The following is a 25,307-nucleotide window of genomic DNA, read 5'->3' on the forward strand; positions in this document are numbered from 1 at the left end:
ATTTTTGATTAAAACTGTAAGTTTTTTAGTTTTATTCGGCTTATGTTGAAGTATGATGAGATTAATAAAGAAACCAATACATTATTCGACATGGAGGAATAAAACAGTGGAAAAAGTTAGAACTAAGGGATTAGCCATATTAAGTTTAGTGACTGGGTTGGTATTGTCAGCTTGTGGAGATACAACAGAAGCTACAGATAATGCGTCAACTGATTCTGAAAAGACGAACGATTACTCTATAGTAATGGTCACTGACAATGGAGGCGTTGATGATGGATCATTCAACCAAGCTGCTTGGGAAGGGATGGTAGAGTGGGGAAAAGAACACGACGGAATTGAAGGAGAAGACTACACTTATATTGCATCTGACGGAGATTCTGAATACATACCTAACTTAAATCAAGCTATCATGAATGATTTTGACATTGTTTTTGGCGTTGGTTTCAAATTGAAACAATCAATGATGGAAATTGCTGATGACAATCCAGATCAACAATTTGTGATTATAGATGATAGTATTGAAGGGAACGACAATGTAGCTTCTGTTCTTTTTAAAGACCAGGAGAATGCTTTTCTAGCCGGCGTTGCAGCAGCGTTGTCAACTGAAACAGGCAAAATCGGATTTGTAGCTGGACAGCAAAGCGAAGTGTTAGATCGATTTGAAGCTGGGTTCTTAATGGGAGCTTACACGGCAAATCCAGATGTTGAAGTGATTGTAGAATATGTTGAATCTTTTTCAGACACTTCAAAGGCGAGACAAATCGCTGCGGGAATGTACTCTAATGGAGTCGACATTGTTTATCAAGGAGCAGGAGATGCAGGAAATGGCGTTTTCTCTGAAGCTCGAGACCGGATGAACGCAGACCCAGATGAAAAGATATGGGTCATCGGAAGCGATAGCGACCAAACCGAAGAAGGAGAATACAACGAGGGGAATTTAACGTTAACTTCAAGCATTAAGGGATTGGGTCAAGCCATCAAGTCTGTTGCTAACCAGACCATGCAAGGAGATTTTCCAGGAGGAGAAATAACCAAGTTGGGATTGAAAGAGGAAGCCATCTATATGACCAGAGGCCAATTGAGTGAAGAGACTTGGACAGCAATGGAAGAGTACAAAAAACAAATCATTAATGGAGAAATCGATATTCCGATCAATCCAGATGAAGTAACAGCACCCTAATCAAAAACAGCAGCTCTCTTATCTATTAATTATATAGATAAGAGAGCTGCTGTTTTTTGATTTTAGATCAGATAAAGAAAGTATATCAGCTTATAGATTTTCCAATTCAAGAGTGCTGGATTCCCATTCTTCCATCAGTTCTTCATATTGATTAGTTAGGAGTTGCAATTGATCGTTTATTTCTTGAACTTTTATGTGATCTTCATAAACATCCGATTTGGTAAGTTCAGATTCCAATTCTTCAATAGCCTGTTCCAATTCAGCTGTTTCATTTTCAATAGCTTCTATCCTGCGAGTCAATTGACGGATCAATTTTTGATTTTCTTTATTGATCACGCGGTTTTCTGCCGGTTTATTTGGATTGGTTTCTTCACTTTGTAACGGTTGTTTCATTTGAGCATCTTCTTGAGCCAGGCGTTTCAATTCTTCTTGTTCCGCTTTTTTCTCCAAATAATAATCGTAGTCGCCTAAATAAACAGTACTGCCTTCTGGAGAAAGTTCGATAACCTTAGTAGCTATCCGGTTGATAAAGTAGCGGTCATGGGAAACAAACAAGAGAGTTCCGTCAAAATCAATCAGCGCATTTTCTAACACTTCTTTACTATCGATGTCTAAGTGGTTTGTAGGCTCATCAAGAATCAAAAAATTATCTTTTTCCATAGACAACTTAGCTAAAGCCAATCGAGCTTTTTCTCCTCCGCTTAAAGAAGAAACGGATTTTTCGACATCTTCTCCAGAGAACAAAAAGCTTCCCAAAATAGAACGAATATCTTTTTCAGGAGTCGTTGGATGATCATCCCACAGTTCAGCTAGAACAGATTTGGTAGAATGCAATTCAGCTTGCTCCTGGTCGTAATAACCCACTTCTACATTCGTGCCAAATTTAGTTTCGCCTTTGATCAATGGAAGTTCATTTAACAGTGATTTTAAAAGAGTCGATTTTCCTACTCCATTAGGTCCAACTAAAGCAATAGAATCATATTTGCGAACATCCATATTGATCGGTTCGGATAAGATAGTGTCTTCATATCCAATTGCCCCATTTTCGACTGTCATGACGACATTTCCACTCTCAATAGAAGGTTGGAATCTAAAAGTAGCTGACTTTTCGTCTCCTTGAGGCTTATCTAGACGGTCAATTTTTTCTAATTGCTTACGGCGACTTTGAGCTCGTTTGGTCGTAGAAGCTCTTACTAAATTACGATTGACGAAGTCTTCCAATTTAGCGATTTCTTTTTGTTGTTTCTCAAACTCTTTCCATTCTTTTTCTAATTGAGCAGCTTTCAAATCAAGGAACTTACTATAGTTTCCTTTATAATGAGTGATTTTTTGACGACTTAGATCATATACTTCGTTGACAACTTTATCTAAGAAGTAACGGTCATGAGATACAATCAGCAAAGCTCCAGTATAAGTCTGTAAATAATTTTCCAACCAGTTCAACGTTTCGATATCTAAATGGTTGGTTGGCTCATCTAAAATCAACAGATCTTTCTTCTGCAGCAATAGTTTGGCCAAGGCTAAACGCGTTTTTTGGCCCCCTGAAAGTTGATTGATGGACTTAGTATAATCAGCTTCAAAAAAATTGAACCCGTGTAAGACAGAGCGAATCTCAGCTTCATATCCATACCCGTTTTGTTCTTTAAAGTCATGTTGCATTTGATCGTATTGTTTTAACGTCTCTTGATAACGGTCTTCATCTGCCAATAAATCGGCGTCACCTAAAAGTTGCTCTATATGGCGCATTTTTTTCTCTAATTGGATCACGCTGTGGAACACATCCAGCATTTCGTCCCAAATAGACTGAGTAGAGTCTAATCCGGTATTTTGAGCTAGATAGCCAATAGTGACTTGTTTGCCTTTTGAGATTTTTCCAGCATCTGGCTGCTCAATATCAGCAATCATTTTCAATAAAGTAGACTTACCGGCTCCGTTTCGACCAACAAGTGCAACGCGTGAGTGATCTTGTATTTCTAAATAAATGTTTTCAAATAGCACGTCTGCTCCAAAATAACGAGCTACATGCTGAGCTTGTAATAGAATCATTTTGTAGTCCTCATTTCTTATCTCTGTCCTTAGTTTAGCATATTCCTCCTATAAGAGGGAGAGGAACAAACACACCTAAGCAAGTTTTAAATAGAATGTAAAAGAATATTATTTTAGCAAATAAATTAAAGACGTTATGTTTTGCAGATGTTGAATTCACAAGGATGCTTGTGAATTTTGCCGAGACTAAAAAAATGATCAACAAAACTAGTCATTTAAGATGTCTAAAAAGGCTAGTAATTTAACAAAAAAATGTTATAATCTTATTATGTGAAACTCCGAAATTTGTGAAATAGATAATTTGTTTCTGGATATTGTGAATTTTTGAATCTTAGAAAGTGAGTGGACTGAATATGAATTCAACGAACAAAATACCTAAAGCTACGGCAAAAAGGTTACCTATTTATTATAGATACTTGAGATATTTACACGAAGACGGAAAAGACCGTGTTTCTTCAACTGAATTAAGTGAAGCTGTTAAAGTGGATAGTGCAACTATTCGCCGTGATTTTTCTTATTTTGGTGCTCTAGGAAAAAGAGGATATGGATATGATGTTGAAGACTTGATGCATTTCTTCAGCAAGACATTGAAACAAGACCGTTTGACCAACGTAGCATTGATTGGGGTAGGGAATTTAGGCCATGCCTTATTAAACTACAATTTCCACCAAAACAACAATATGCGTATCAGTGCGGCTTTTGATATCAACAAAGAAATTGTTGGAACAATCCAATCTGGAGTTCCAGTGTATCCTATGGAAGACATGGTACAACAATTGAAAATGCAGCAAATTGATGTAGTGATGCTGACCGTTCCAACTTCTGCAGCTCAAGAAGCAGCAAACAACTTGGTGAAAGCTGAAGTTAAAGGAATATTGAACTTCACGCCTATTCGTATCTCCGTGCCTGATCACGTACGAGTGCAGAATGTAGATTTAGCTAATGAATTACAAACATTGATTTACTTCATAGATCATTACAAAACAGATGATAAAGACAGCTTACTGCCTTTAGACTAAATAAAAAGGCAACAAACCTGATTTGATATGCTCCCCCTAAAGTAGACACTTAAAAAAGTAAAATTACTTTAGGGGGATTTTTATGCGTTCAAACAGTAAACATACAACTGAAGAAATCGAAAGATATATTTTGATGTATCTGAATGAAGGAATCAGTTTCAAAGAATTAAAAGAAGCCTATGGTTTATTAATTAATTGGACGTCCTTTTGGGATAAAGTCTTAAGATACCAAGAGCATGGAATTAGTGGGATTCAAGTTAAATCTAAGTACAATAAATATAGCAAAGAATTTAAGGACTTAGTCGTGAAAGAATATTTAGAAGATAGATTACCTATAGGTCAGCTAGCTGTTAAATATAATATCCCAAAAGTTGATACTGTCAGGAGCTGGATAAACAAGTATACTAAAGGGGAAGAAATGAGGAGCTATTCTCCAAAATCCGAGGTGTATACGATGACAGATAAAAAATCAACACAAGAAGAAAAAATCAAAATAGTCCAAGACTGCCTAGCTAATAGTTTATCTTATAAAAAAACTGCTGAGAAGTATCAGGTATCCTACAATAGCGTGTATTCATGGGTTCAAAAATATAAGAAGCATGGTCCTGACGGACTAGTAGATGGACGAGGTCGCGGCAAACCAAACTCTGTTCAAACGGAAGAAGAAAGAATCCGGGCTGAAAATGCAGCTTTAAGAGCACGAAATGAGTATCTAGAAACGGAGAACGTAGCGTTAAAAAAGTTAGAAGAAGTGGAAAGAGAGTTGATGTCACGCAAACGAGGTATGAAGCGGAATACCAAACGATCAAGAAACTACAAAAAGAAGGATACAAAGTAATCCATCTCTGTGATGCTTTGGGTGTGAGCAGAGCGGGTTATTATAAGTGGTTGAAACGCAAGCCGACTGCGTCGGAAAAACGGCTTCGAAAGCTTGTTGAATTAATCCTTCAAGTCTATGAAAAGCATAAAGGTATTTATGGCTATCGTCGAATAACTATCTATCTGAACCACTTCATGAACGCTAAAGTAAACCATAAGTGTGTCTATCGTTTGATGAAATTACTGAACTTGAAAGCTGTTATCCGTCGGAAACGATATCGTTACAAGCCCCACAATCCTGCACATATCGCCGATAATGTCCTCAATAGAGAATTCCGAAAGGACTATCAATCGATGGAAGTCTTATTAACCGATGTGACTGAATTTAAGTATGGAGAGAACGCCAAAGCTTATCTTAGTGCCATATTGGATTATGGCGAAAATAAGATCGTAGCCTTTAAACTATCGAAGCGTAATGATAATGCCTTAGTTCGTGATACAGTTCGCCAAATTGAAGACAAGATTATACCAACCCAAACGCTTATTCATAGCGATCGGGGATATCAATACACGTCATACGACTTTAATAATTTTGTGAAGAAACATCAACTCACCCACAGTATGTCTCGTGTGGGGAAATGCATTGATAACGGTCCAATGGAGAACTTTTGGGGAATTATTAAAGAAGAAATGTATCGGCTGAACACTTATGTGAGCTTTGAAGAATTAGAGAATGATATTAAACAATATATTGGGTTTTATAACACCCAACGGGTGACGTTAAAAATGGGCTTAAGCATTCCGGCATAAAAAAAGCCATGGATGAAAAGTATCATACATGGCACAAATATTTTGTTTATTTACCTGTCTACTTGACAGGGAGCAGTTCAATTAAGGTTTGTTGCCTTTTTTTAATTTCAAATAAATTTGCAAGATGCGAGTTGCACGTACAAAATCTCGTGTAGCAAACAAAACAAATATTATGGAGAAGAATCCCCATCCGAATTCCCCAACATAATCAACTGCGAACCAAGTGAAGACAACAGCGAGGATGTAGTTGAATAGTATCTGGAACATAAAATCACTTTTTTTCATTAAAATCAAAAATTCCTTTCTAAAAATACCCTAATAGAGTAACAAGTTGGCTACTGTAACGGTAGCGTTCATTAAAGCATGTGCAATGATTGGCGCAGCAATCGACTTTGTTTTCCAGTATAGATAACAAAAAACAAATCCCATTACAGAATAAAGCAAGTAATGACCGTCAAAGTGAATGAAAGCAAAAATCAGCGAACTAATAACGGCTGCTCCAATTCCTCCAGTTATATCAAATAAGTAACCGAAGATCACTTTACGAAAAACGAATTCTTCCATAATAGGACCGAAAATCGCTATTAAAAGCAAGAATAAAGGATAATTATTAACGATATCGACTAATCCAGCAGTATTTTGAGAACCAATAGGAATGTTCAGCAGGAAAGTCTCAATGAAAATTGCTAAGTATTGCCCAATATAAGCTAAAAACATTCCTGCAATTCCCCATAAAATAATGTTCTTTTTGGGAACAGGGGGAGTATTCTCTAAGCTGTTATTGAATGTTGATCGATGATTGACAATAAACATCCATATCGATCCAACGACAAAGGCGATGATTTGGCTGTAGATAGCAGCATCAAAAATGGCGTTCTCTGGAACGAAGAATAGTAAAAATACTGGGAAAAACTGTGCTAAAACGTAAATAAGAATGATTTTGACATAAGGTGATTTCACTAAATTATTCATAATATAAAAACCTTCTTTAACCGAGTTATTTACAGAAGAGTGGAGATGTAAGGTATTATAAAATATATTATCTCTTATTTCTGCTGCATAAGTGTGCTGTTTTCTTTTAACGAATAAAAGTTGATCAATAAATAGTATAACATAAGAATAATGACTCTAAAGGACTTTTTGACTCCTTTTGAAGGAATAGTGTGTTTTCTGGCAGAAATACAATTTCAAAAGAAAAAATACTTGCAAAATTTAAAGAGTTTGATATGATGAAGAAGTGAGTTAGCACTCTTTGAGATAGAGTGCTAAACAATCGAAACTACAATTGGAGGGATTTACGTGTTAAGACCTTTAGGAGATCGTGTCATCATTGAAGTAAAACAAGAGGAAGAAACAACAGCTAGTGGAATCGTTTTAGCTGGAACAGCAAAAGAAAAACCACAAACAGGAACAGTTGTAGCTGTTGGAGCTGGCCGAGTACTGGATAACGGAACAAAAGCTGAGCTTTCTGTAGCTGTTGGAGATACAGTGTTTTTCGAAAAATACGCTGGCTCAGAAGTAAAATATGATGGTACAGAGTATTTAGTGATCAAAGAGAGCGATATTATCGCAATCGTAGACTAATCATAAAGACATTTACACGACAAAAAAATCAATCTGATGAGGTGAAGGAATAATGGCTAAAGATATTAAATTTTCTGAAGACGCACGCGCAGCATTGTTGCGTGGGGTAGATAAGTTAGCAGATACTGTTAAAGTAACACTTGGACCTAAAGGAAGAAATGTTGTTTTAGACAAATCTTACGGTTCACCATTAATCACAAACGATGGAGTAACCATCGCTAAAGAAATCGAATTAGAAGACCGTTTCGAAAACATGGGAGCGCAATTAGTTTCTGAAGTTGCTTCAAAAACAAACGATACAGCAGGTGACGGTACTACTACAGCGACTGTTTTAACACAAGCAATCGTTCGTGAAGGATTAAAAAACGTTACAGCTGGAGCTAACCCAGTAGGAATTCGTACGGGTATTGAATTGGCAACTAAAGTAGCCGTTAAAGAATTATTGGCGAATTCTCGTAAAGTAGAAACAAAAGAATCGATTTCGCAAATTGCTGCCATTTCTTCTGGGGATGCAGAAATCGGAAAATTATTGGCAGATGCTATGGAAAAAGTAGGTAACGACGGTGTTATCACTATTGAAGAATCTAAAGGTATTGAAACGGAATTAGATGTCGTTGAAGGTATGCAATTTGACCGTGGTTACTTGTCACAATACATGGTAACTGACAATGATAAAATGGAAGCTAACTTAGAAAATCCATACATCTTGATCACAGACAAAAAAATCTCTAATATTCAAGATATTCTTCCATTATTGGAACAAATCTTGCAACAAGGTCGTCCATTGTTGATTATTGCTGAAGATGTAGACGGCGAAGCATTGCCAACTCTAGTATTGAACAAATTACGCGGTACATTTAATGTAGCTGCAGTAAAAGCTCCTGGATTCGGAGATCGTCGTAAAGCTATGTTAGAAGATATTGCTATCTTAACTGGCGGTACAGTGATTACAGAAGATTTAGGATTTGAACTAAAAGATACTACAGTTGACCAATTAGGTCACGCAAGCAAAGTAGCTATCACTAAAGACACGACAACTATTGTTGAAGGTGCTGGATCAACTGAAACAATCAGTCAACGTGTTGCTTTATTGAGAGCACAAGCTGAAGAAACAACTTCAGAGTTTGACAAAGAAAAATTACAAGAACGTATTGCTAAATTAGCTGGTGGAGTTGCAGTAATCCGTGTGGGTGCTGCTACAGAAACTGAGTTGAAAGAGCGTAAATTGCGTATTGAAGATGCTTTGAATGCTGCTCGTGCAGCTGTTGAAGAAGGGATTATTGCAGGTGGTGGTACTGCATACATCAACGTTCAAAGCAAAGTAGCAGAAATCGAAGCTACTGGAGACGTTGCTACAGGTGTGAAAATCGTGGTGCGTGCTTTAGAAGAACCAATTCGTCAAATCGCTGCAAACGCTGGTCTTGAAGGATCAGTAATTGTTGAAAAAATGAAAACCGCTGAACCAGGCGTTGGATACAACGCTGCAACAGATGAATGGGTAAACATGATTGAGGCTGGAATCACAGACCCTACTAAAGTTACTCGTTCAGCTCTTCAAAATGCTGCAAGTGTTGCTGCTTTGTTATTAACTACAGAAGCAGTAGTAGCAACTCATCCAGAACCAGCTGCTCCAGCTGGCCCAGGAATGGACCCAAGCATGGGCATGATGTAATTTCATTAAAGAACGAAAAAAGCATGAGACAAAAATGTCTCATGCTTTTTTGTTTGACTATTCTAGGGACTAATGTCTGTTGTCGTTTCTTGAAAGCAGTCCAAAGAATTTAAGGCAATAGATTGCACACAGACCAACGATGATATAAACGATCTTAGATAAAAGTGCATCTTGTCCGCCAAAAAGAGTGGCAACTAAATCAAATTCAAAGAGACCAACCAAGAGCCAGTTCAAACCACCAACAATCAGAAGCGCTAATGCAACACTGTCTAGAGCTTTCATCCTGTATCCCTCCTTATGATTTAACATAGTTGAATCACCCTAAAAATAACAAGGATTTGGAAGAATGTCTAATAATAAGTCTGCTGAGGATAAGAAAAAAAGTAAATTAGATTTGTCGAACTATATGTCATGTGGCTCTTTAAAACGCGTTGCGTAAAGCAGCCTCCCTATGTTTTCACACCTTCTTTTTTGTTGGGAAAATCACCCAACTAAAAAGAAGGCGATGAAACCTACGGAAGGCTAAACGCTTTACTCCACGCTCTCTCTTTTTAAACGCGTTGCGTTCGGCAGCTCGTCTATCGCTTTCAAAAAAAGAAACTGAGGGGGAAAACGCCCTTAGTTTCTTTTTTGTGAAGCGTACGCCGAGCTAGACGCCTCACTACACGCTCTCTAGACGAGCTGCACAAACCAGTCTTTCTGCAGTTTCATACCTCTCTTTTATCGGGAAAAACGCCCGATTAAAGAGCGGCATTGAACCTCACGAAAGCCTAAACGGTTTGTTCCGCTCTCTCAATAATCATTGCGATGCCTATTCCTCCGCCTACGCATAGGGTGGCTAGGCCTCGTTTTTTTTGATTTTTCTTCATTGCGTGCAGTAGAGTGACCAGGATGCGGGAGCCTGATGCTCCTATTGGGTGACCTAGAGCAATCGCACCGCCGTTGATATTTACTTTTTCAACAGGTAATTCTAAGTCTCGAACTAAGGCAATACTTTGGGATGCAAAAGCTTCGTTGAATTCAAAAAGATCAATGTCATCTTTGGTGAAGTTCGTTTTTTCAAATACTTTTTGTACTGCACCGTACGGAGCATAACCCATGATTTCAGGATCGCTGCCTACTTCTGCGTAACCTTTGATAGTTGCTAAATAAGGAATTTGACGTTTTTCAGCTTCGCTTTTAGACATTAATAGGACTGCTGCAGCTCCATCGTTGATTCCGGAAGCATTCCCAGCAGTTACAGAGCCGTTAGGTTTAAAAGCTGGGCGCAGTTTTTGTAATTTTTCGATGGTAGTTTCTTTTCGAATGTATTCGTCTTGAGTTACTACTTGAGATTGACGTTTAACCTGAATAGTGACAGGGACGATCTCTTCATCAAATAAGCCGTTTTCTTGAGCTGTTGCTGCTTTCATTTGAGAGTGAAAAGCAAATTCATCTTGTTCTTCTCGACTCACATGATATCTTTCGGCCACATTTTCAGCGGTTACTCCCATGTGATGATGATTAAAAGCATCTGTTAAACCATCATGAACTAAGCTGTCTATAGCTTGGATATCGCCCATTTTACTGCCGAATCGTTGATCTTTTAATAAATAAGGAGCTTGAGACATGTTTTCTGTTCCACCGGCTAAAACCACTTTTGCATCCCCAACTTGAATAGCTTGGCTGGCAAGGATAACCGATTTTAGACCCGAGCCGCAGACCTCATTGATCGTCATAGCAGGAACAGTATTGGGAATTCCTGTATGGATGGAAATTTGACGAGCTGGATTTTGTCCTAAGCCGGCTTGAAGGACATTCCCAAAGATAACTGTATCGACTTCTTCGGGTTGGATAAGTGAACGATTCAATACCTCAGTAGCAGCTATAGTGCCTAATTCTACTGCAGATGTATTTTTATAAACGCCTCCTAAAGAACCAATGGGAGTGCGTACTGTACTCACGATAACAACTTCTTCCATGATTGATTTCCTCCATATCTACGTATTTATCTTTCCTTAATACTTGAAAATAAGTTATGATTAATTCTATTCTACGATAAATTCGATAAGATACTGTATAAGTTTTTGTTAAAAATGTTTTCTTGCTAAAAATTAAAGTTATTATTAAGTTTATAGGCTGTCAGTTGTGTTTTTATTTAAGATGATTTATGGTTGAAATGGATTTAAAGTACGGAAATTGATATGACATGACGAATAAAGGAGAAATCAACTTGAATATAGGGATAGATAAAATTGGTTTTTACACACCTCATACATTTATTGATATGGTTAAGCTAGCTGAAGCTAGAGGAGTGGATCCAGCAAAATACACAATTGGTATTGGACAAGAAAAGATGGCTGTCTCTCCTGTAACTCAAGATGCAGTGACGTTGGCAGCTAATGCAGCACTGAGAATATTAGATGAAGAAGATTTGGAAAAAATCGATTTAGTCGTTTTTGGAACAGAATCAGGAATAGACAGCTCTAAAGCAGCTGCAGTTTATGTTCATGACTTATTGGGCATACAATCGCGCGCGCGTTCTATTGAAATCAAACAAGCCTGCTACGGAGCGACTGCCGGGATTCAGTTAGCTAAAGGACATATTGCGTTGCATCCAGAGAGCCGAGTATTGGTCTTGGGATCAGATATTTCCAGATATGGACTGAACACTCCTGGAGAAGTGACTCAAGGAGCTGGTGCTGTGGCAATGGTCATTAGTGCTGATCCGCGTATTTTAAGTTTAGGAGATCAAAGTGCTTATTTAACCAATGATGTTATGGATTTTTGGAGACCGACTTATTCGGATACGGCTTATGTAGACGGAAAGTTTTCTAATGAACAATACATCTCTTTTTTCCTGAATACATGGAAACAATTCAAGTCGCAAACCGATTTGACTATAAAAGATTTTGAAGCTATGTGCTTCCATTTGCCATATACAAAAATGGGAATGAAAGCTATGCGTGAAATCTTTGTGGAAGGAACTTCAGAAGATGAAGAGCGTTTAACCAGACATTATAAAAACAGTACGTTGTATAATAAAACAGTGGGGAACATTTACACTGGGTCGTTATATTTAAGCTTAATATCGTTGTTGGAACAGGATGAAACGTTAAAACCAGGCGATAGAATAGGATTGTTCAGCTACGGTTCTGGAGCAGTTGGGGAGTTTTTCACTGGAATACTTCAGCCAGAGTACAAAGAAGCATTAGCTGAGGCTGAGCACGCGAAATTATTCGCAGAAAGAGAAGAAGTCTCTATCGAAGAATACGAAGAAATATTCAGCGAAGTCTTACCAGTTGATGGTTCAAATCTTCAATTAACTATCGAAAATGACCCAGCAATGATTTGCGTGGCTGGGATTGAAGAACATAAGAGAATATATGTAAATAAAAATAGATAATCAACAGAAAAAAGGCTATCTCACTACAAAAGTGAGATAGCCTTTTTTGTATTTGTCTTACATAACGTCCATGTAAATGAACCCGAGACCGTGGTTAACGATAGATACTGCATTTAAATCTTTTTTAAAAAGGACTTTATCCCCAATAGTAAAACTATCTCTTTCATCATCTTTCAAGATTGGGATAAGGTCTTGCAATTCTCGACAATCAATAGTATATACTTCCATAAAATAATCATTATACGCAATATCTATTTCGACTCTATGATCATCCATGTATGAAGCCTCCTGTTTTATCTATTGTCTGTACTCTTCCAGAAGTTTTTCAGCAGTTGCTAAATTCATGTTGTCAGCTTGCTTCAGTTGATCGGACAACCAATCGATTTCTTCACCAACTGCACCTGCGCTGATAGCTAAAGAACGAGACTGCAAGCCCATGTGGCCTTTTTGAATACCTTCTGTCACAAGAGCTTTAATGGCTGCGAGGTTCTGAGCCAAACCAACGGATACAATGATGGATTCCAGTTCAGCTGCATTCTCATAATGTAAAATAGTTTTGGTCATTTTTGCTGCAGGATGGAATGAGATAGAGCCTCCAACTGCGCCAACGGGTAATGGTATGGTTAAACTGCCAAGCAAATCGCCGTTGTCTGCTTTCTCCCAAGTAGACAACGAGCGATATTGACCACTTTTAGACGCATAAGCATGAATCCCAGCTGAGACAGCACGCCAGTCGTTTCCAGAAGCCATAACGACGCTGTCGATTCCATTCATGATGCCTTTGTTGTGAGTCACTGCTCGATAAGGATCTACATAAGCGAATTGATAGGCATCGATAATGCGATCACGAATTTCTTCACCGCTGAAATCTCCTTTACGCAATAGTTTAGCGGGTATACGACAAGTCGCAGTAGCCAAACATTCTGTGGCGTAATTAGATAAAATCCCCATTAAGGCAGGAGCTTGGATCAATTCTTCCACATACGGCAAAATACCTTCCATCATAGTGTTCAAAATGTTGGCGCCCATAGCTTCCAACGTATGAACATGCACATGAAGAATCAAAAATTCCGGCATTTTTTCAACTGGATCAGCTTCAATGTGACGAACATCTAGTCGAATAGCACCGCCTCCGCGTTTGACAATAGAAGGATGTGCTTCATTAGCTTTTTGTAAAATAGCGTGTTCATATTGATGCAACTTTTCCATCATTGAAGCAGCGTTAGGAGGATTTTTGATAGCTATTTGACCAATCATGACTCGGTCAGTGACAGCAGTTTGAAATCCGCCTGCTTGTTTGACGATTTTTGCAGCTGAACTTGCAGCAGCAATCACAGAAGGTTCTTCTATTGCCATAGGAACAGCATAATCTTTTTCATCAATCAAGAAATTCAATGCTGCTCCATAAGGCAGTTCGTAAGCAGATAATTGGTTTTCGATCATATTATCCGCCATGTCATCGGTCAAATGCAAACCAGTAATCAGCATCTCCTTATCGTTTGCAGATAAGATACCGGCTTTTTCTAAGGCGTCGATTCTCTCGACGCGGCTTTTAGTGTAAAATTTTGATAGATATGAGTGGTCCATATGAGTCTCCTTTTGCACATTCATTCTTCATTACCAACGGAGATTATTGAGGGTGTATAACAATAACTCCAGTTGAGCAGGTTCTAAACCCCAGTCGGTTATTTCTTGCTTGATATCCGATAAACTGGCGCGCTCTCTGACAAAACCATTCAAGCGAGCAGCGATAGTAGAGTGGAGGAACGATTTTTCATCTGGAAACAATTCTCGAACAGCTCCGCGAGCTTTTTTGAATCGCCGTAAAAAATATTTTTGATGATGATCTTCAGCCGGATAAAACACATCGTATTCTTGTAATTCCGTTTGAAGTTCTTTTCCATCTCTTTTTTCTACTTCAGCTTTGACATTTTGAGCAACGGAAAGTTGTTTTTCGTTACGGTAAAATAGAATGGAAATGTATTGTCTTTCTTTATAAAAACGGTCTTTCGTGGCGTCATGATTTTCCCAGAACAATCGAACTAACTCTTCATAAGAGATCAAGTCTGGATCAAATAGGATGTCTATTGTTTCAGAATGATCACCGATGGCGCGATATGTAGGCTGCTCGGTGGTTCCGCCCGCATACCCCACTTCTGTTTGAATCACTCCTGGAAGACTTCCGAACAAAGTATCCGGTCCCCAAAAACACCCCATACTAAAGGTAGCTTTTTCACTAATCGAAGCGTGTTTATTAAAGTTATTCATTTTCTGCACCTCAAATCTTGTCTTACTGATACAAAGTTAATTGGATTCAATTACGTGTTGTACACGACCAACTTGATCTCCTTCTTGAAGCATGACTTTGATGCCATGAGGATGATTCTGACTATTGGTCAATATGCGTTTGACATGCCCGCGAGTTAATTTGCCTGTACGTTGGTCTTTCTTTAATACAATATCTACTTCAGCACCAATTTGTATGTTGCTGCGTTTTTTTCCATCCATTATTTCTCATTCTCCTTTATACCAACTTTTACATTACATTATACATGAATTTCAAGTTTTAAGCCTTATTTCAAAAAATCAAAATACCTATTCCGTAAAATATATGGTAATATTGGCGATGAAAATACCCTTCTAACAAGAGAACTAAGGTAAGGTGTGGAAAAATGGTAACCATTAATGATATTGCTCAAAAAGCAGGAGTTGCAAAGAGTACAGTGTCTAGATACTTAAACGGGGGATCCGTAAGTCAAAAGACAAGAGATAAGATAGATAAAATAGTGAACGAAACCGGCTATTCGCCAAATACATTTGCACAAAGTTTGAAAGCTAAAAATACTAAAATGATCGGAATTATTGTTCCTAGGCTGGATTCTTATTCTGCCAATGAAGTGTTGAGCAGTGTAGACAGAACTTTGAGAGAGAAAGAATATCAACTATTGATCACTAACACAGATCAAAGCAGCGAAAGAGAGATTGAAAATATTTATACACTGGCTAAACAAAAAGTAGCTGGTATTATCTTAATGGCCACAGTGGTCACAGAAGAGCATAAGAAAGTAATCTCAGAAATTGACGTACCAGTATTATTGTTGGGACAGCAAGCTGAAGGGCTGCATTCGATAGGACATCAAGAATTTGAAGCGGGATACGCAATGGGAAGACATGCGGGTAGTTTAGGTCATAAAAACTTTTTGTATTTTTCAGTTTTTAAAGAAGATATCGCTGTAGGACAACACAGAGCAAATGGCGTATTAACGGCTTTAAACGAAGAAACAGATGTCAATGTCGACATCTTCGAGACGAGCTTTTCGTTTACAAAAGCTTACGAACTAGCTTTGGAAATCTTACCTAAAACAAATGCAACATATATCTTATGTGCAACAGACAATATTGCGATGGCTGTTTTGAAAGCAGCCCATACATTGCAGTTAAGAATTCCAGATGATTTTTCATTATCAGGATTCGGCGGATATGAAGTAACGTCTATCGTTTCCCCTTCTATAACTACCGTCAAATATGGGTACAAAGAGTTAGGTGAAACAGCAGTAGAAAAATTGTTCCAATTAATCAAAGGAGAATCGATAGAAGAAAACACCTTAATACCAAATTATTTGTTAAAGAGAGAGTCTACGGTTTCAAATGTGAAAAAAGTTGAGTAATTTACTTGACATTTCCTTTTGAAACCGATATCATTCTATTCAAATAGAACCGGTTCCAATTTCAAAAAATTAGGAGGGAAAAACATGGCAACGAATAAAGAAATAGCTTCAGATGTCATCAAAGCATTAGGTGGTAAAGAGAATATTCAGTCGGTCACTCACTGTGCAACAAGATTGAGAGTTATTGTACACGACAAAGACAAAATCAATGAAGAAGCAGTGGAAGGGATTGAAAAAGCAAAAGGTGCATTTTTCAACTCTGGACAATATCAAATTATTTTCGGTACAGGTACAGTGAATAAAATTTATGAAGAAGTCACCAACTTAGGAATTGCTGAACAGTCGTCACAAGAAACAAAAGAACAAAAAAATGAAGGAAAGAATGGGTTCCAAAGAGCTATTCGGACTTTTGGAGATGTATTTGTTCCTATCATTCCAGTTTTAGTAGCAACAGGGTTGTTTATGGGACTACGCGGTTTGTTGACACAAGAACAAGTTTTAGCTGTATTTGGTTTAGTTCCAGAAGATATCAGCGCTAATTTCTTATTGTACACTCAAGTGTTAACGGATACAGCGTTTGCTTTCTTGCCTGCTTTAGTAGCATGGTCTTCATTTAAAGTTTTTGGAGGCTCACCAGTTATTGGGATTGTTTTAGGATTGATGTTAGTCAACCCGGCACTTCCAAATGCATATGAAGTTGCTGCAGGTACAGTTGACCCTATCACTATGTTTGGATTTATTCCGGTCGTTGGATATCAAGGAACCGTATTGCCAGCATTTATTGCAGGATTTATTGGGGCTAAATTTGAACGTATCATTCGTAAACGTGTTCCAGAGTATTTAGATTTATTGATCACACCATTTGCAACACTGTTAGTAATGAGTATCTTGTCATTATTTGTTATTGGACCTGTTTTCCATTCATTAGAGACAGTTGTTTTAGATGCTACAATCTGGTTATTGCAATTGCCATTTGGTATCGCAGGATTAGTGATCGGCGGATTGAACCAGTTGATCGTTGTCACAGGAGTACATCATATTTTCAACTTCTTAGAAGTGCAATTGTTGGCGAATACAGGAGTGAATCCTTACAATGCCATTATCACATCTAGTGTTGCTGCACAAGGTGGAGCTACATTAGCAGTTGGTATGAAAACAAAATCGAAAAAATTAAAAGCTTTGGCTTTCCCATCTACACTGTCTGCTTTCTTAGGAATTACAGAACCGGCTATTTTCGGGGTAAACTTGCGCTATGTTAAACCATTTTTATTCGGTTTAGTAGGTGGTGGTGTAGGAGGAATGTTAGCAGACCTATTGAACTTAGAAGGATCAGGTATGTCTGTAACAGTTATTCCAGGAACATTGCTGTATTTAAACGAACAGATCATTTGGTATATCGTTGTTAATGCCGTTGCAATTGCAGTAGCGTTTGTTTTAACATATATGTTTGGATTCTCAGATAAAGATATTGCAAAGGATTAACGAATGAAAGGAAGAAATCACTTGTCGAGTCAGTCAGAAGCCAAAAAACATCAATTATCTTATCATATAGTACCACCAAAGGGATTATTGAATGACCCGAATGGACTCATTCAGTATAAAGGCGTCTACCATGTATTCTTTCAGTGGAATCAGCATGGCACGGTACACCAATCAAAAAGTTGGGGCCATGTGACATCTACAGATTTGGTCCACTGGGAGTATCATAAAGCAGCTTTAGAACCCAATGATTGGTACGATAAAGACGGCGTTTATTCCGGAAGTGCGGTAACGAAAGATGATACTTTGTATCTATTTTATACAGGTAATGTTCGAGGAGTAAATGATAGTCGAGAAAGCTACCAATGTCTGGCTGTTTCAAAAGATGGATTCCATTTTGAAAAGGAAGGTCCGCTATTTGAACATCCTAAAGGGTACACCAGACATGTTCGAGACCCCAAAGTCTGGCAAGGCGAGAACGGTCTGTGGTACATGATTTTAGGAGCTCAAAGGGAAGACCTGACTGGAGATACTATACTTTATACCTCTGAAGATCTTTTAGACTGGACGTTTAAAGGTTCATTGCTGGAAAAGAAACTTCCATTAGGGTATATGTGGGAGTGTCCTGACGTCTTACAATTTAAAGAAAAAGATTTGTTTGTCTTTTCTCCACAAGGGTTGGAGCCAGAAGGAAACAAGTTTCAAAACATTTACCAAACGGGTTATCTGACTGGTCAATTAACACCAACTGGTCAATTTGTTTCTGAGAATGAAGAGTTTGTTGAATTAGATAGAGGGTTTGAATTTTATGCGCCGCAAAGTTTTACCGATCAAAAAAATCGTGTCATTTCTTTTGGTTGGGTAGGAGTAATGGAGCCGGAAGTAGAAGCTGCTGTTCCAACAATAAAAGATGGATGGGTACATGCATTAACTATCCCAAGAGAACTAACTTACCAAAATGGAGTATTGAAACAACAACCTGTGGAAGAATTGGCAGCAATGAGAACAGGTACTCCGCAAAAAGTAGAGGCTGAAGATTCGATTGTAGAGCTTACTTCGCTGCAACAAGAAGTCATAATCAATTGGAAAGAGGATCCAAAAGCATTCTCAATGGGTATTCGAGATAATGTGGAGATCAGTTATGACCAAGAAACAAGAACCGTAACAGTCAGTCGGATCAATTGGTTGACGAATGAGCGTGAGAAAAGAGCCGTTCAGTTGAAAAAGGAACTAAAAAACATGCGCTTATTCTTGGAAAGCTCTTTAATCGAGTTGTTTGTGAATGATGGTGAAGAAGTGTTTACCTTACGCTACTTTGCAGAAGATAAAGACGATCAGCTTTCTTTCTCTCTTGCGGATAAGAACGAACAAAGAGAAATTTCCGTATATGAATTGACTGTTCAATAGAACAAAAAGTGCAAAAAGAAATGAATCGGAAGCATTGTCCCGATTCATTTCTTTTTGTCTTTTTAGTTGATTATAAGTCAACGGTTTCGTTCGAATTTTCTCCTGGTTTGACAGAATCTTTATTTCCAACAGCTTTTTTAAAGAAGTTGGCAACAGATTTAGTTGTATTTCCCGTTTCCCAATATTCAGCTTTATCTGCTTCGACTTTGATTAAAATCAACATTGGGTCATCATAACTGACATCGAACATTTTTCATAAATTTTGTTCCAGAATTCTTTTTTACGTTCTATATCATCTACAAATACGGCTTTACCACTGATTGAAGCGTAAGAATCTCCAACGACTGTTACATTGACATTAGGATTGGCAGAAATCTCTTTGTATTTAGTCGTATCTTTACGAGTAACTAACCATAAGTCTTCATCAAATTCTACCTCTTGAGTTTGCATGGGACGAGAGACAATATTGCCATCTTCTGAAATCGTGGTCAGCATAACGACATCTGTGTCTTCTAAAATATCTTTTAATACGGACCGAGCTTTTTCATTTTGTGTTGAATCATTGTTTGACATATTTTTCACCTCTCCTATTTTAATAAATAGAGTATAGCAAAAATGAAAACGTTCTTAAAACAATAAAATTATTGTTGTTTTCCTATAAAAAATTTTAGCACTCTGTTGACTAGAATGCTAAATTTTTTTATAATGTAAGTGTAGTAAAGAAAGAGTACTACAAGAATCAAATCAAAAGAAAGAGGGAGTTTATTATGAATAGTTTATTTCCATCTAGACGTGATTTTATGAACCTCAACCGGAACTTTTTTGGTGATTCTTTTGACAATTTGTTTTCAGCGGCTTCTTCATTTGACGTAGATATCAAAGAAACGGATACAGAGTATACTTTAGAAGCTGATATGCCTGGTTTGACTAAAGAAGATATTCAATTAGACTATCAAGATAACGTACTGTCTATCGGATCTCATAGAGAAGAAGGCAAAGACGAAACGGATAAAGAAGGCAACTACATCCGAAGAGAGCGTTCTGTTCGCTCTTATAAACGGCAATTCATTTTAAGGGATGTAGATGAGTCAAATATTACTGCTAAATTCGATAACGGAGTTTTAACAGTTCAATTGCCTAAAAAAGAAATGAAGCAAGAACCTGGTAAAAAAATCGAAATCCAATAATCGTGTAACGAAAGAGAACGACCTCTCTTAAATGTGAGGTCGTTTTTTTTCATCGTCGTCTGCAATAGTTGGTTTATCAATAGTATCTAAATCTTCCGTATGTTCAGTATCAATAAGCGGTTCGATGATTTTTTTATTTTGACGTTCTTTTTTATGAAAATGCAGCACTTCTAATAAAGGAACTAAAATAGCCGCGATAAACCCTCCTGAGAATCCGTTATTGTACAAATTCATTCCGGCGTGCAAATAGGTGACATTTGCAGACATAGCCATATGCAGGCCACCGGCTATTAATCCAGCAAGGGTTCCATAATGTCCACTTACAGGTGCTAAAGTAGTACCGAATAATGCGGTCAATAAGAAAGTTGTTGAGTACAGTTCGATAGGAGTAAAGAAACCAACGAAAAGAATACCTGCAAAGATAGGTAAAACATTTTTGATGTGTTTTCCGAAAGCCCCAAAACCGACTACTGTGAAGATTCCGCCAATAACGGGACCATTTAACTCTCCACCTACCGCTAGTGAGAAGCTTGTAGAGATGAGACCTAAGAGACCCATATTGATTAAAGATAATCCAAAACCGTATTTTTCTAAAAGATCAGGACCGCCAACCCCATCTTCCTCTAAGAAAGTGCCGAAGTCTTTAAAGTTCATTCCATTAAAGTAATATCCCACGATAAACATAAACGAAAATAAACTATATAAAAAGATAGAAAAAGGAACGTTATTGCCCCTAGAAAGCAAATTAACTACATCCACACTAAAACCATAAGCTCTTAAAACAGCAATAAAAGCCATACCGATAATACCAGCTGTAAAACCAATATTATACAAGCTGAAGCCTTTGTGGAAACTAGCAAAGTGCCGCGACAAAGGAGGAAGAATAAATCCGACAAAAACACCTGCAAGAAAACCTAACAAAACTCCTATGAAAAAGGGGAGTCCGATATTAAAAGAAATTTCACTTACTAGAGGAGCAAGAGCAGTACCAAACAAAGCAGAAAGCAAATAATTTTTAAAAGGTGTGTGTGTTACTTTAGCGTATAGCATAACACCAAGGATGATCGGAATAGAATTATAGAGGTTTTTTCCGAATAGTGAAAATCCTGCAACAGTAAAAATAGCTGCCAGCAAAGGACCTGAGAGAGGTACTCGATTGGTTCGAATAATAAACAGGCTTTTTAAAACCATCAGCGAAGCATTGACTAGAGCAGCTCCAACATTCGCCAGCATAAAGTAATCGGTCACTAAATTTGCTGGAGAGATCAGTAGTTTAATACTCCCGTTCCAGATTTCCATAGGAGTATTAAACGTAAATGCAAATAAAAATAGCGAAAGCGAAAAGAACAAGGCAAACAGATATTTTGTTCGTTCAGTAACGATGCGCTTTTCATTTGTTCTATGGAACATCAAGGTCTTCATTTTAACTCAACACACTTTCTTAGAAGATTTTTTAAATAGAACAGGATTTCATCTGCAACATTCACAAAAAGTAAAGCAGGTACTTGCTTTTTTTTAAAAGAATAACACGTCAAGTTTTTGGCGGCAACAAGAAATTTAAGCCCATAGACAAAAATAAACTGAAAGTAATATGAAAACTTGTTGTATTGAGGTGATAGCGGTTTTAAAAAAGTGAACAAAATAGCAAAATACGTATAGAACAAATTGTATCTCTAAAAAAAGAGTAAACAAAATAGCCGAAAAGTACAAAGAATAAATCCTGAAAAAACAAAAAACACTATCTCATCCAAACTCTGGAGTTGAGATAGTGTTTCAAATAAACTTTATTGGTTTTGACTAGTCAGTAATTTCTTAGCAAGCTGTTTTCTTTCCCCAAGAGTTGTTTGTCTCTTGAATGAGTAGTAAGAATAAATTAAAGGAACCAATGCGCCTAACCAAGCTATTGGATTTGCAATGGTCACGCCTACGTAACCCAGAGATTCTACTAATAGTAAAGCAACCAAGACGCGAGCAAGTAATTCCATTATACCGGCTGCTGTTGGTGCAGTACTTTTTCCTAATCCTTGAAGAGTATATCTGTAAATGAACAACATAGCTAATAAGAAATAGAATGTTGCATTAGTATAGAAGTAAGTTTGTACTAAATCAATGATCGCAGGATCTGTTTCTCCAATATACATTTCAGCAATTGGGCGTCCTACAGTAACAAGGACGATTGCCATCACTACACTATAAGAAAGAACAATTTTTAATACTTTAGAAACGCCTTCCCAAATACGGTCGAATTTACCAGCACCATAGTTTTGAGCTGTGTAAGTTGCCATAGTAACACCGAATGAAACTAAAGGCATAGTTGCGATTCCGTTGATTTTTTCCGCAGCTGTAGTAGCAGCCACTGCCGTAGCACCTAGGCTGTTCAAAGTGATTTGGATAGCAATTGCACCGATAGAAATAATCGAAACTTGGAATCCCATTGGCAGACCAAGGTTTAAATGTTCCATAATTTCTTTTTTGTCTACTTTCCAATCTTCTTTACGAATACGTAAAATAGGAACTTTTTTCCAAATGTAAACCAAGCACAGTAAACTAGCAATAATTTGAGAAATAATCGTTGCATAGCCGGCTCCTTCTACGCCAGTCCCCAAACCTAAAATGAATACATAATCTAATGCAACATTTAAAACAGACGCGATGGCTAAAAATAATAAAGGAGAGCGACTGTCGCCGATAGCACGTAAAATATTCGATAAAAGATTGAATAGAACGGTTGCGCCGATTCCAGCGAAAATAATCACCAAGTAAGCTTGAGCATCGTCTATTAAAGCAGCAGGAGTTTTCATAAATTCTAATATTTGTCTAGTAAATAGCGTCGCTGCAATCGTTAATACGATACTAATGACTGCACTGATGATTACGCTGGCAGCTAAGTTTTTGCGAATGGCTTTGATATCTTGACGGCCGAAACGTTGCGCAGTGATAACAGAAAGACCTACTGTCAAACCTGTAGCCAAACCAATGATTAATGAACTGATGCTTCCTGTAGACCCAACTGCTGCAAATGCATCTACTCCAATCGTTCTGCTGACGATAAACGTATCTGCCATACTATAAAACTGTTGAAAAATATTTCCTAATAACATTGGCAAAGTAAAGAATAAAATTAATTTTGTCGGATTCCCTTTTGTCATATCTTGTCCCATAAAAAATATTGCCTCCTAAAATTTTCGTTGTCGTTTAATGAAACTATTTTTTTACAATATAAGTGCGTGGTTTTCTTAACACTTTTGCTAGTATAGTTTCATTTTCAGAAAATACAACCCATATTCCGCTTTTTTATTTTGACAAATTTGTTGACAAAAGATGGCTAAAAAGTGAATGCTGTTTTCATTGATTTAATAGGAAAGATAACTGGTGTAGCAGCTTTTTTGATTTCACAAAGTGTTCATTTTCATAAACCATCACTTTTAAAAAAGGTGCTTCAGGACGTTTTAAGCTTATTGTATTCAATCGAAAGATAGTTTACTGTTAAAGAGAAATTTATATAGAAGGAAGAAAAAAATGAGGATAGACAAATTATTAGCTGAAACGGGTTTTGGTTCACGAAGAACCGTAAAGCGGCTGATCAAAAGCAAACAAGTATCAGTCAATGGCGAAATTATACTAGAGGATCGAATAAATGTTGATCCTGAGATCCAAGAAGTTAGAGTTTCAGGAAAGAGAGTGTATTACCAGCCGCATGCCTACTATATGATGAATAAACCGGCCGGAGTAGTCAGTGCAGTAGAAGACAAGGAAAATAAAACAGTGATCGATCTGATTAAATCTTTTGATAAAGCAGTTGGATTGTATCCTGTTGGGCGATTAGATAAAGATACAGAAGGTCTATTGCTGTTAACGAATAATGGGAATTTAGGATACCAATTGCTTCTGCCGCATAAGCATGTCACAAAGACCTATGAAGTTCGGGTGAATGAGAGAGTCACTATCGAAGATCAAAAAGCGTTTGAAAAAGGAATCGTATTTCATGGCGGAATCACATGCAAACCTACAAAGTTGACGATAGTGGAAGCAAATGATTTAGAAAGCAGAGTCATTGTTGAAATCAAAGAAGGAAAGTTTCATCAAGTAAAGAAAATGTTTTTAGCCTGCGGGAAAAAAGTTACTTATTTAAAACGGCTGACCATGGGACCTTTAAGTATAGATGAAAATTTACCTGTCGGATCTTATCGATCATTAACAAGAGAAGAGTTGGAAAAACTGACACCGTATTTTTAACGAATAGAAATCGAAATCAAAAGGCATACTGTTGGATTCAACAGTATGCCTTTTGATGATGTCTTCAAGATTTATAAATGACTTTAAGAAACAACGTTTTCTTGATCAGTATCTTCTATAGTAGAGACAAGTTGTTGCTCAGTAACTAAATAGCTTATGTTAAAGTTGTTTTTCCAGAGGACATAGTTAAAACTAAGGCTGTCTAGAAAACTGAACGTAGTGATTTCCTCCCACCATCTCTCCATTAATTGAGAAACTTCTGGAGAATGGTTTTTTCGAAATAAAACAGATGTATCTGATATGCCGCAACTTGAAGGATAATACTGATTTTGATAAGACTGCATTTGTAAGGTGATAGTTTCGATACGGTCTGTTTGGTGTTTTATAGCAGACACAGCCATATCGTAAGCAGAATACGCTTCAGTATGCTTCAAGGCATAAAGATTGAATGTATCCTTAAACAGCTCTTTTTCAATCCATTGATGCAAACTGTTTAAGACTGAATCAGTTGGATTTTCGATCCATATAGTATAGTCATACTCTGGCAACAAAAGATGAGGTAACAGCTTTACGTGAGTTGTTTTTCTGTCAGCATCTAATCCGGTGTTAGGAAACGACCTCATTTGCCAAATGGAGGACTGGATTGCAGGATCTTCTGCAAAACATATGTAGTCGCATTGGGCAGAAAGAATAGAAGGCTGCTCATTAAAAATGGTCTGTTCAGTTGTAGCAGTGTAAATTGCAACCTTATTTTTCATTGCCATCCCTTCTTTCTGTATTAAATATATCATCTTTAATATACGGATAATAACATA

Annotated in this window: 21 protein-coding genes and 4 pseudogenes; 12 read left to right on the forward strand and 13 right to left on the reverse strand. The window is 37.4% G+C overall.

From position 1 onward, the window contains the following. Positions 1 to 106 precede the first annotated feature (106 nt). Positions 107 to 1,180 (forward strand): BMP family protein, encoded by a 1,074-nt coding sequence (locus LMF32_RS07940; RefSeq protein ID WP_230524430.1) that lies wholly within the window; start codon positions 107 to 109, stop codon positions 1,178 to 1,180. Positions 1,181 to 1,270: 90 nt separating this feature from the next. Here LMF32_RS07940 and LMF32_RS07945 read toward each other — a convergent pair whose 3' ends face one another. Further along, the gene (locus LMF32_RS07945; RefSeq protein ID WP_230524431.1) at positions 1,271 to 3,226 is read right to left on the reverse strand and encodes an ABC-F family ATP-binding cassette domain-containing protein; all 1,956 of its coding nucleotides are present in this window, start codon (positions 3,224 to 3,226) and stop codon (positions 1,271 to 1,273) included. A 353-nt stretch (positions 3,227 to 3,579) separates the two neighbouring features. Here LMF32_RS07945 and LMF32_RS07950 point away from each other — a divergent pair, with 353 nt between their 5' ends. From LMF32_RS07950 to LMF32_RS07960, 3 genes and pseudogenes are all read left to right on the forward strand, one after another. Then, positions 3,580 to 4,245: a redox-sensing transcriptional repressor Rex gene (locus LMF32_RS07950; RefSeq protein ID WP_092480514.1), complete on the forward strand. Its 666-nt coding sequence runs from the start codon at positions 3,580 to 3,582 to the stop codon at positions 4,243 to 4,245. Positions 4,246 to 4,699: 454 nt separating this feature from the next. Continuing rightward, the gene (locus LMF32_RS07955) at positions 4,700 to 5,083 is read left to right on the forward strand and encodes a helix-turn-helix domain-containing protein (protein WP_230525064.1); all 384 of its coding nucleotides are present in this window, start codon (positions 4,700 to 4,702) and stop codon (positions 5,081 to 5,083) included. Further along, positions 5,041 to 5,874: pseudogene (locus LMF32_RS07960) on the forward strand (IS3 family transposase); the annotation flags it as partial. The gene LMF32_RS07955 and the pseudogene LMF32_RS07960, both read left to right, overlap by 43 nt. An 81-nt stretch (positions 5,875 to 5,955) precedes the next feature. Here the strand turns inward: LMF32_RS07960 and LMF32_RS07965 are convergent. Continuing rightward, on the reverse strand, positions 5,956 to 6,159 hold the full coding sequence (locus LMF32_RS07965; RefSeq protein ID WP_092480515.1) for a YdiK family protein: 204 nt from the start codon (positions 6,157 to 6,159) through the stop codon (positions 5,956 to 5,958). Positions 6,160 to 6,189: 30 nt separating this feature from the next. Then, positions 6,190 to 6,846 carry a type II CAAX endopeptidase family protein gene (locus tag LMF32_RS07970; protein WP_092480516.1) on the reverse strand — a complete coding sequence of 219 codons (657 nt, stop codon included), beginning with the start codon at positions 6,844 to 6,846 and terminating at the stop codon, positions 6,190 to 6,192. A 327-nt stretch (positions 6,847 to 7,173) separates the two neighbouring features. Here LMF32_RS07970 and groES point away from each other — a divergent pair, with 327 nt between their 5' ends. Together groES and groL are read left to right on the forward strand one after the other, a co-directional pair. Then, a complete protein-coding gene (gene groES / locus LMF32_RS07975; protein ID WP_092480517.1) occupies positions 7,174 to 7,458 on the forward strand; it encodes a co-chaperone GroES in 285 nt (94 codons plus the stop codon). 52 nt (positions 7,459 to 7,510) lie between these two features. Beyond that, positions 7,511 to 9,130, forward strand: coding sequence for a chaperonin GroEL (groL, locus tag LMF32_RS07980; RefSeq protein ID WP_092480518.1), 1,620 nt, complete (start codon positions 7,511 to 7,513; stop codon positions 9,128 to 9,130). A gap of 69 nt (positions 9,131 to 9,199) precedes the next feature. On the opposite strand, the gene LMF32_RS07985 is transcribed toward groL, so the two are convergent. Further along, the gene (locus LMF32_RS07985; protein ID WP_092480519.1) at positions 9,200 to 9,412 is read right to left on the reverse strand and encodes a DUF378 domain-containing protein; all 213 of its coding nucleotides are present in this window, start codon (positions 9,410 to 9,412) and stop codon (positions 9,200 to 9,202) included. A 488-nt stretch (positions 9,413 to 9,900) separates the two neighbouring features. Next, a complete protein-coding gene (locus LMF32_RS07990; RefSeq protein ID WP_230524432.1) occupies positions 9,901 to 11,091 on the reverse strand; it encodes an acetyl-CoA C-acetyltransferase in 1,191 nt (396 codons plus the stop codon). A 251-nt stretch (positions 11,092 to 11,342) separates the two neighbouring features. On the opposite strand from LMF32_RS07990, the gene LMF32_RS07995 reads away from it, so the two are divergent. Continuing rightward, on the forward strand, positions 11,343 to 12,515 hold the full coding sequence (locus LMF32_RS07995) for a hydroxymethylglutaryl-CoA synthase (RefSeq protein ID WP_188205063.1): 1,173 nt from the start codon (positions 11,343 to 11,345) through the stop codon (positions 12,513 to 12,515). 57 nt (positions 12,516 to 12,572) lie between these two features. Here LMF32_RS07995 and LMF32_RS08000 read toward each other — a convergent pair whose 3' ends face one another. The 4 genes from LMF32_RS08000 to LMF32_RS08015 are packed head-to-tail and all read right to left on the reverse strand — an operon-like array spanning position 12,573 to position 15,023. After that, on the reverse strand, positions 12,573 to 12,791 hold the full coding sequence (locus LMF32_RS08000; RefSeq protein WP_188205062.1) for a hypothetical protein: 219 nt from the start codon (positions 12,789 to 12,791) through the stop codon (positions 12,573 to 12,575). Between the two features lie 21 nt (positions 12,792 to 12,812). Further along, positions 12,813 to 14,102: a hydroxymethylglutaryl-CoA reductase, degradative gene (locus tag LMF32_RS08005; RefSeq protein ID WP_230524433.1), complete on the reverse strand. Its 1,290-nt coding sequence runs from the start codon at positions 14,100 to 14,102 to the stop codon at positions 12,813 to 12,815. A 30-nt stretch (positions 14,103 to 14,132) separates the two neighbouring features. Continuing rightward, the gene (gene msrA / locus LMF32_RS08010; RefSeq protein ID WP_230524434.1) at positions 14,133 to 14,783 is read right to left on the reverse strand and encodes a peptide-methionine (S)-S-oxide reductase MsrA; all 651 of its coding nucleotides are present in this window, start codon (positions 14,781 to 14,783) and stop codon (positions 14,133 to 14,135) included. Between the two features lie 36 nt (positions 14,784 to 14,819). Next, the gene (locus LMF32_RS08015; protein WP_092480525.1) at positions 14,820 to 15,023 is read right to left on the reverse strand and encodes a YwbE family protein; all 204 of its coding nucleotides are present in this window, start codon (positions 15,021 to 15,023) and stop codon (positions 14,820 to 14,822) included. Between the two features lie 161 nt (positions 15,024 to 15,184). Here LMF32_RS08015 and LMF32_RS08020 point away from each other — a divergent pair. The 3 genes and pseudogenes from LMF32_RS08020 to LMF32_RS08030 form a co-directional block, all read left to right on the forward strand. Continuing rightward, positions 15,185 to 16,183 (forward strand): annotated as a pseudogene (locus LMF32_RS08020) (LacI family DNA-binding transcriptional regulator); the annotation flags it as partial. A gap of 84 nt (positions 16,184 to 16,267) precedes the next feature. Further along, positions 16,268 to 17,650: pseudogene (locus tag LMF32_RS08025) on the forward strand (sucrose-specific PTS transporter subunit IIBC); the annotation flags it as partial. Positions 17,651 to 17,686: 36 nt separating this feature from the next. Beyond that, positions 17,687 to 19,069, forward strand: coding sequence for a glycoside hydrolase family 32 protein (locus LMF32_RS08030; RefSeq protein ID WP_230524437.1), 1,383 nt, complete (start codon positions 17,687 to 17,689; stop codon positions 19,067 to 19,069). Between the two features lie 70 nt (positions 19,070 to 19,139). Here LMF32_RS08030 and LMF32_RS13615 read toward each other — a convergent pair. Next, positions 19,140 to 19,642: pseudogene (locus tag LMF32_RS13615) on the reverse strand (pyridoxamine 5'-phosphate oxidase family protein). A 194-nt stretch (positions 19,643 to 19,836) separates the two neighbouring features. Here LMF32_RS13615 and LMF32_RS08040 point away from each other — a divergent pair. Further along, positions 19,837 to 20,256: an Hsp20/alpha crystallin family protein gene (locus tag LMF32_RS08040; protein WP_188205056.1), complete on the forward strand. Its 420-nt coding sequence runs from the start codon at positions 19,837 to 19,839 to the stop codon at positions 20,254 to 20,256. A gap of 27 nt (positions 20,257 to 20,283) precedes the next feature. Here the strand turns inward: LMF32_RS08040 and LMF32_RS08045 are convergent, their stop codons facing one another. Beyond that, the gene (locus LMF32_RS08045; protein WP_230524438.1) at positions 20,284 to 21,666 is read right to left on the reverse strand and encodes a DUF1576 domain-containing protein; all 1,383 of its coding nucleotides are present in this window, start codon (positions 21,664 to 21,666) and stop codon (positions 20,284 to 20,286) included. Between the two features lie 374 nt (positions 21,667 to 22,040). Beyond that, positions 22,041 to 23,417 carry an MATE family efflux transporter gene (locus LMF32_RS08050; protein ID WP_230524439.1) on the reverse strand — a complete coding sequence of 459 codons (1,377 nt, stop codon included), beginning with the start codon at positions 23,415 to 23,417 and terminating at the stop codon, positions 22,041 to 22,043. Between the two features lie 358 nt (positions 23,418 to 23,775). Here LMF32_RS08050 and LMF32_RS08055 point away from each other — a divergent pair, with 358 nt between their 5' ends. Then, positions 23,776 to 24,492, forward strand: a complete 717-nt coding sequence (locus LMF32_RS08055; protein WP_230524440.1) for a pseudouridine synthase — start codon at positions 23,776 to 23,778, stop codon at positions 24,490 to 24,492. An 83-nt stretch (positions 24,493 to 24,575) separates the two neighbouring features. Here LMF32_RS08055 and LMF32_RS08060 read toward each other — a convergent pair whose 3' ends face one another. Then, on the reverse strand, positions 24,576 to 25,250 hold the full coding sequence (locus tag LMF32_RS08060; protein ID WP_230524441.1) for a glycosyltransferase domain-containing protein: 675 nt from the start codon (positions 25,248 to 25,250) through the stop codon (positions 24,576 to 24,578). Positions 25,251 to 25,307: the final 57 nt, after the last annotated feature.

It is taken from the genome of Desemzia sp. C1, assembly GCF_020882875.1.
Lineage (GTDB): Bacteria > Bacillota > Bacilli > Lactobacillales > Carnobacteriaceae > Desemzia > Desemzia incerta.

Bases quoted from the DNA above. Each gene is read 5' to 3' on its own strand.
- LMF32_RS07945 (WP_230524431.1), bottom strand. From the start codon at position 3,226: ATGATTCTATTACAAGCTCAGCATGTAGCTCGTTATTTTGGAGCAGAC.
- LMF32_RS07950 (WP_092480514.1), top strand. From the start codon at position 3,580: ATGAATTCAACGAACAAAATACCTAAAGCTACGGCAAAAAGGTTACCT.
- LMF32_RS07955 (WP_230525064.1), top strand. From the start codon at position 4,700: ATGACAGATAAAAAATCAACACAAGAAGAAAAAATCAAAATAGTCCAA.
- LMF32_RS07965 (WP_092480515.1), bottom strand. From the start codon at position 6,159: ATGAAAAAAAGTGATTTTATGTTCCAGATACTATTCAACTACATCCTC.
- LMF32_RS07970 (WP_092480516.1), bottom strand. From the start codon at position 6,846: ATGAATAATTTAGTGAAATCACCTTATGTCAAAATCATTCTTATTTAC.
- groL (WP_092480518.1), top strand. From the start codon at position 7,511: ATGGCTAAAGATATTAAATTTTCTGAAGACGCACGCGCAGCATTGTTG.
- LMF32_RS07985 (WP_092480519.1), bottom strand. From the start codon at position 9,412: ATGAAAGCTCTAGACAGTGTTGCATTAGCGCTTCTGATTGTTGGTGGT.
- LMF32_RS07990 (WP_230524432.1), bottom strand. From the start codon at position 11,091: ATGGAAGAAGTTGTTATCGTGAGTACAGTACGCACTCCCATTGGTTCT.
- LMF32_RS08000 (WP_188205062.1), bottom strand. From the start codon at position 12,791: ATGGATGATCATAGAGTCGAAATAGATATTGCGTATAATGATTATTTT.
- LMF32_RS08005 (WP_230524433.1), bottom strand. From the start codon at position 14,102: ATGGACCACTCATATCTATCAAAATTTTACACTAAAAGCCGCGTCGAG.
- msrA (WP_230524434.1), bottom strand. From the start codon at position 14,783: ATGAATAACTTTAATAAACACGCTTCGATTAGTGAAAAAGCTACCTTT.
- LMF32_RS08015 (WP_092480525.1), bottom strand. From the start codon at position 15,023: ATGGATGGAAAAAAACGCAGCAACATACAAATTGGTGCTGAAGTAGAT.
- LMF32_RS08040 (WP_188205056.1), top strand. From the start codon at position 19,837: ATGAATAGTTTATTTCCATCTAGACGTGATTTTATGAACCTCAACCGG.
- LMF32_RS08045 (WP_230524438.1), bottom strand. From the start codon at position 21,666: ATGTTCCATAGAACAAATGAAAAGCGCATCGTTACTGAACGAACAAAA.
- LMF32_RS08050 (WP_230524439.1), bottom strand. From the start codon at position 23,417: ATGGGACAAGATATGACAAAAGGGAATCCGACAAAATTAATTTTATTC.
- LMF32_RS08055 (WP_230524440.1), top strand. From the start codon at position 23,776: ATGAGGATAGACAAATTATTAGCTGAAACGGGTTTTGGTTCACGAAGA.
- LMF32_RS08060 (WP_230524441.1), bottom strand. From the start codon at position 25,250: ATGAAAAATAAGGTTGCAATTTACACTGCTACAACTGAACAGACCATT.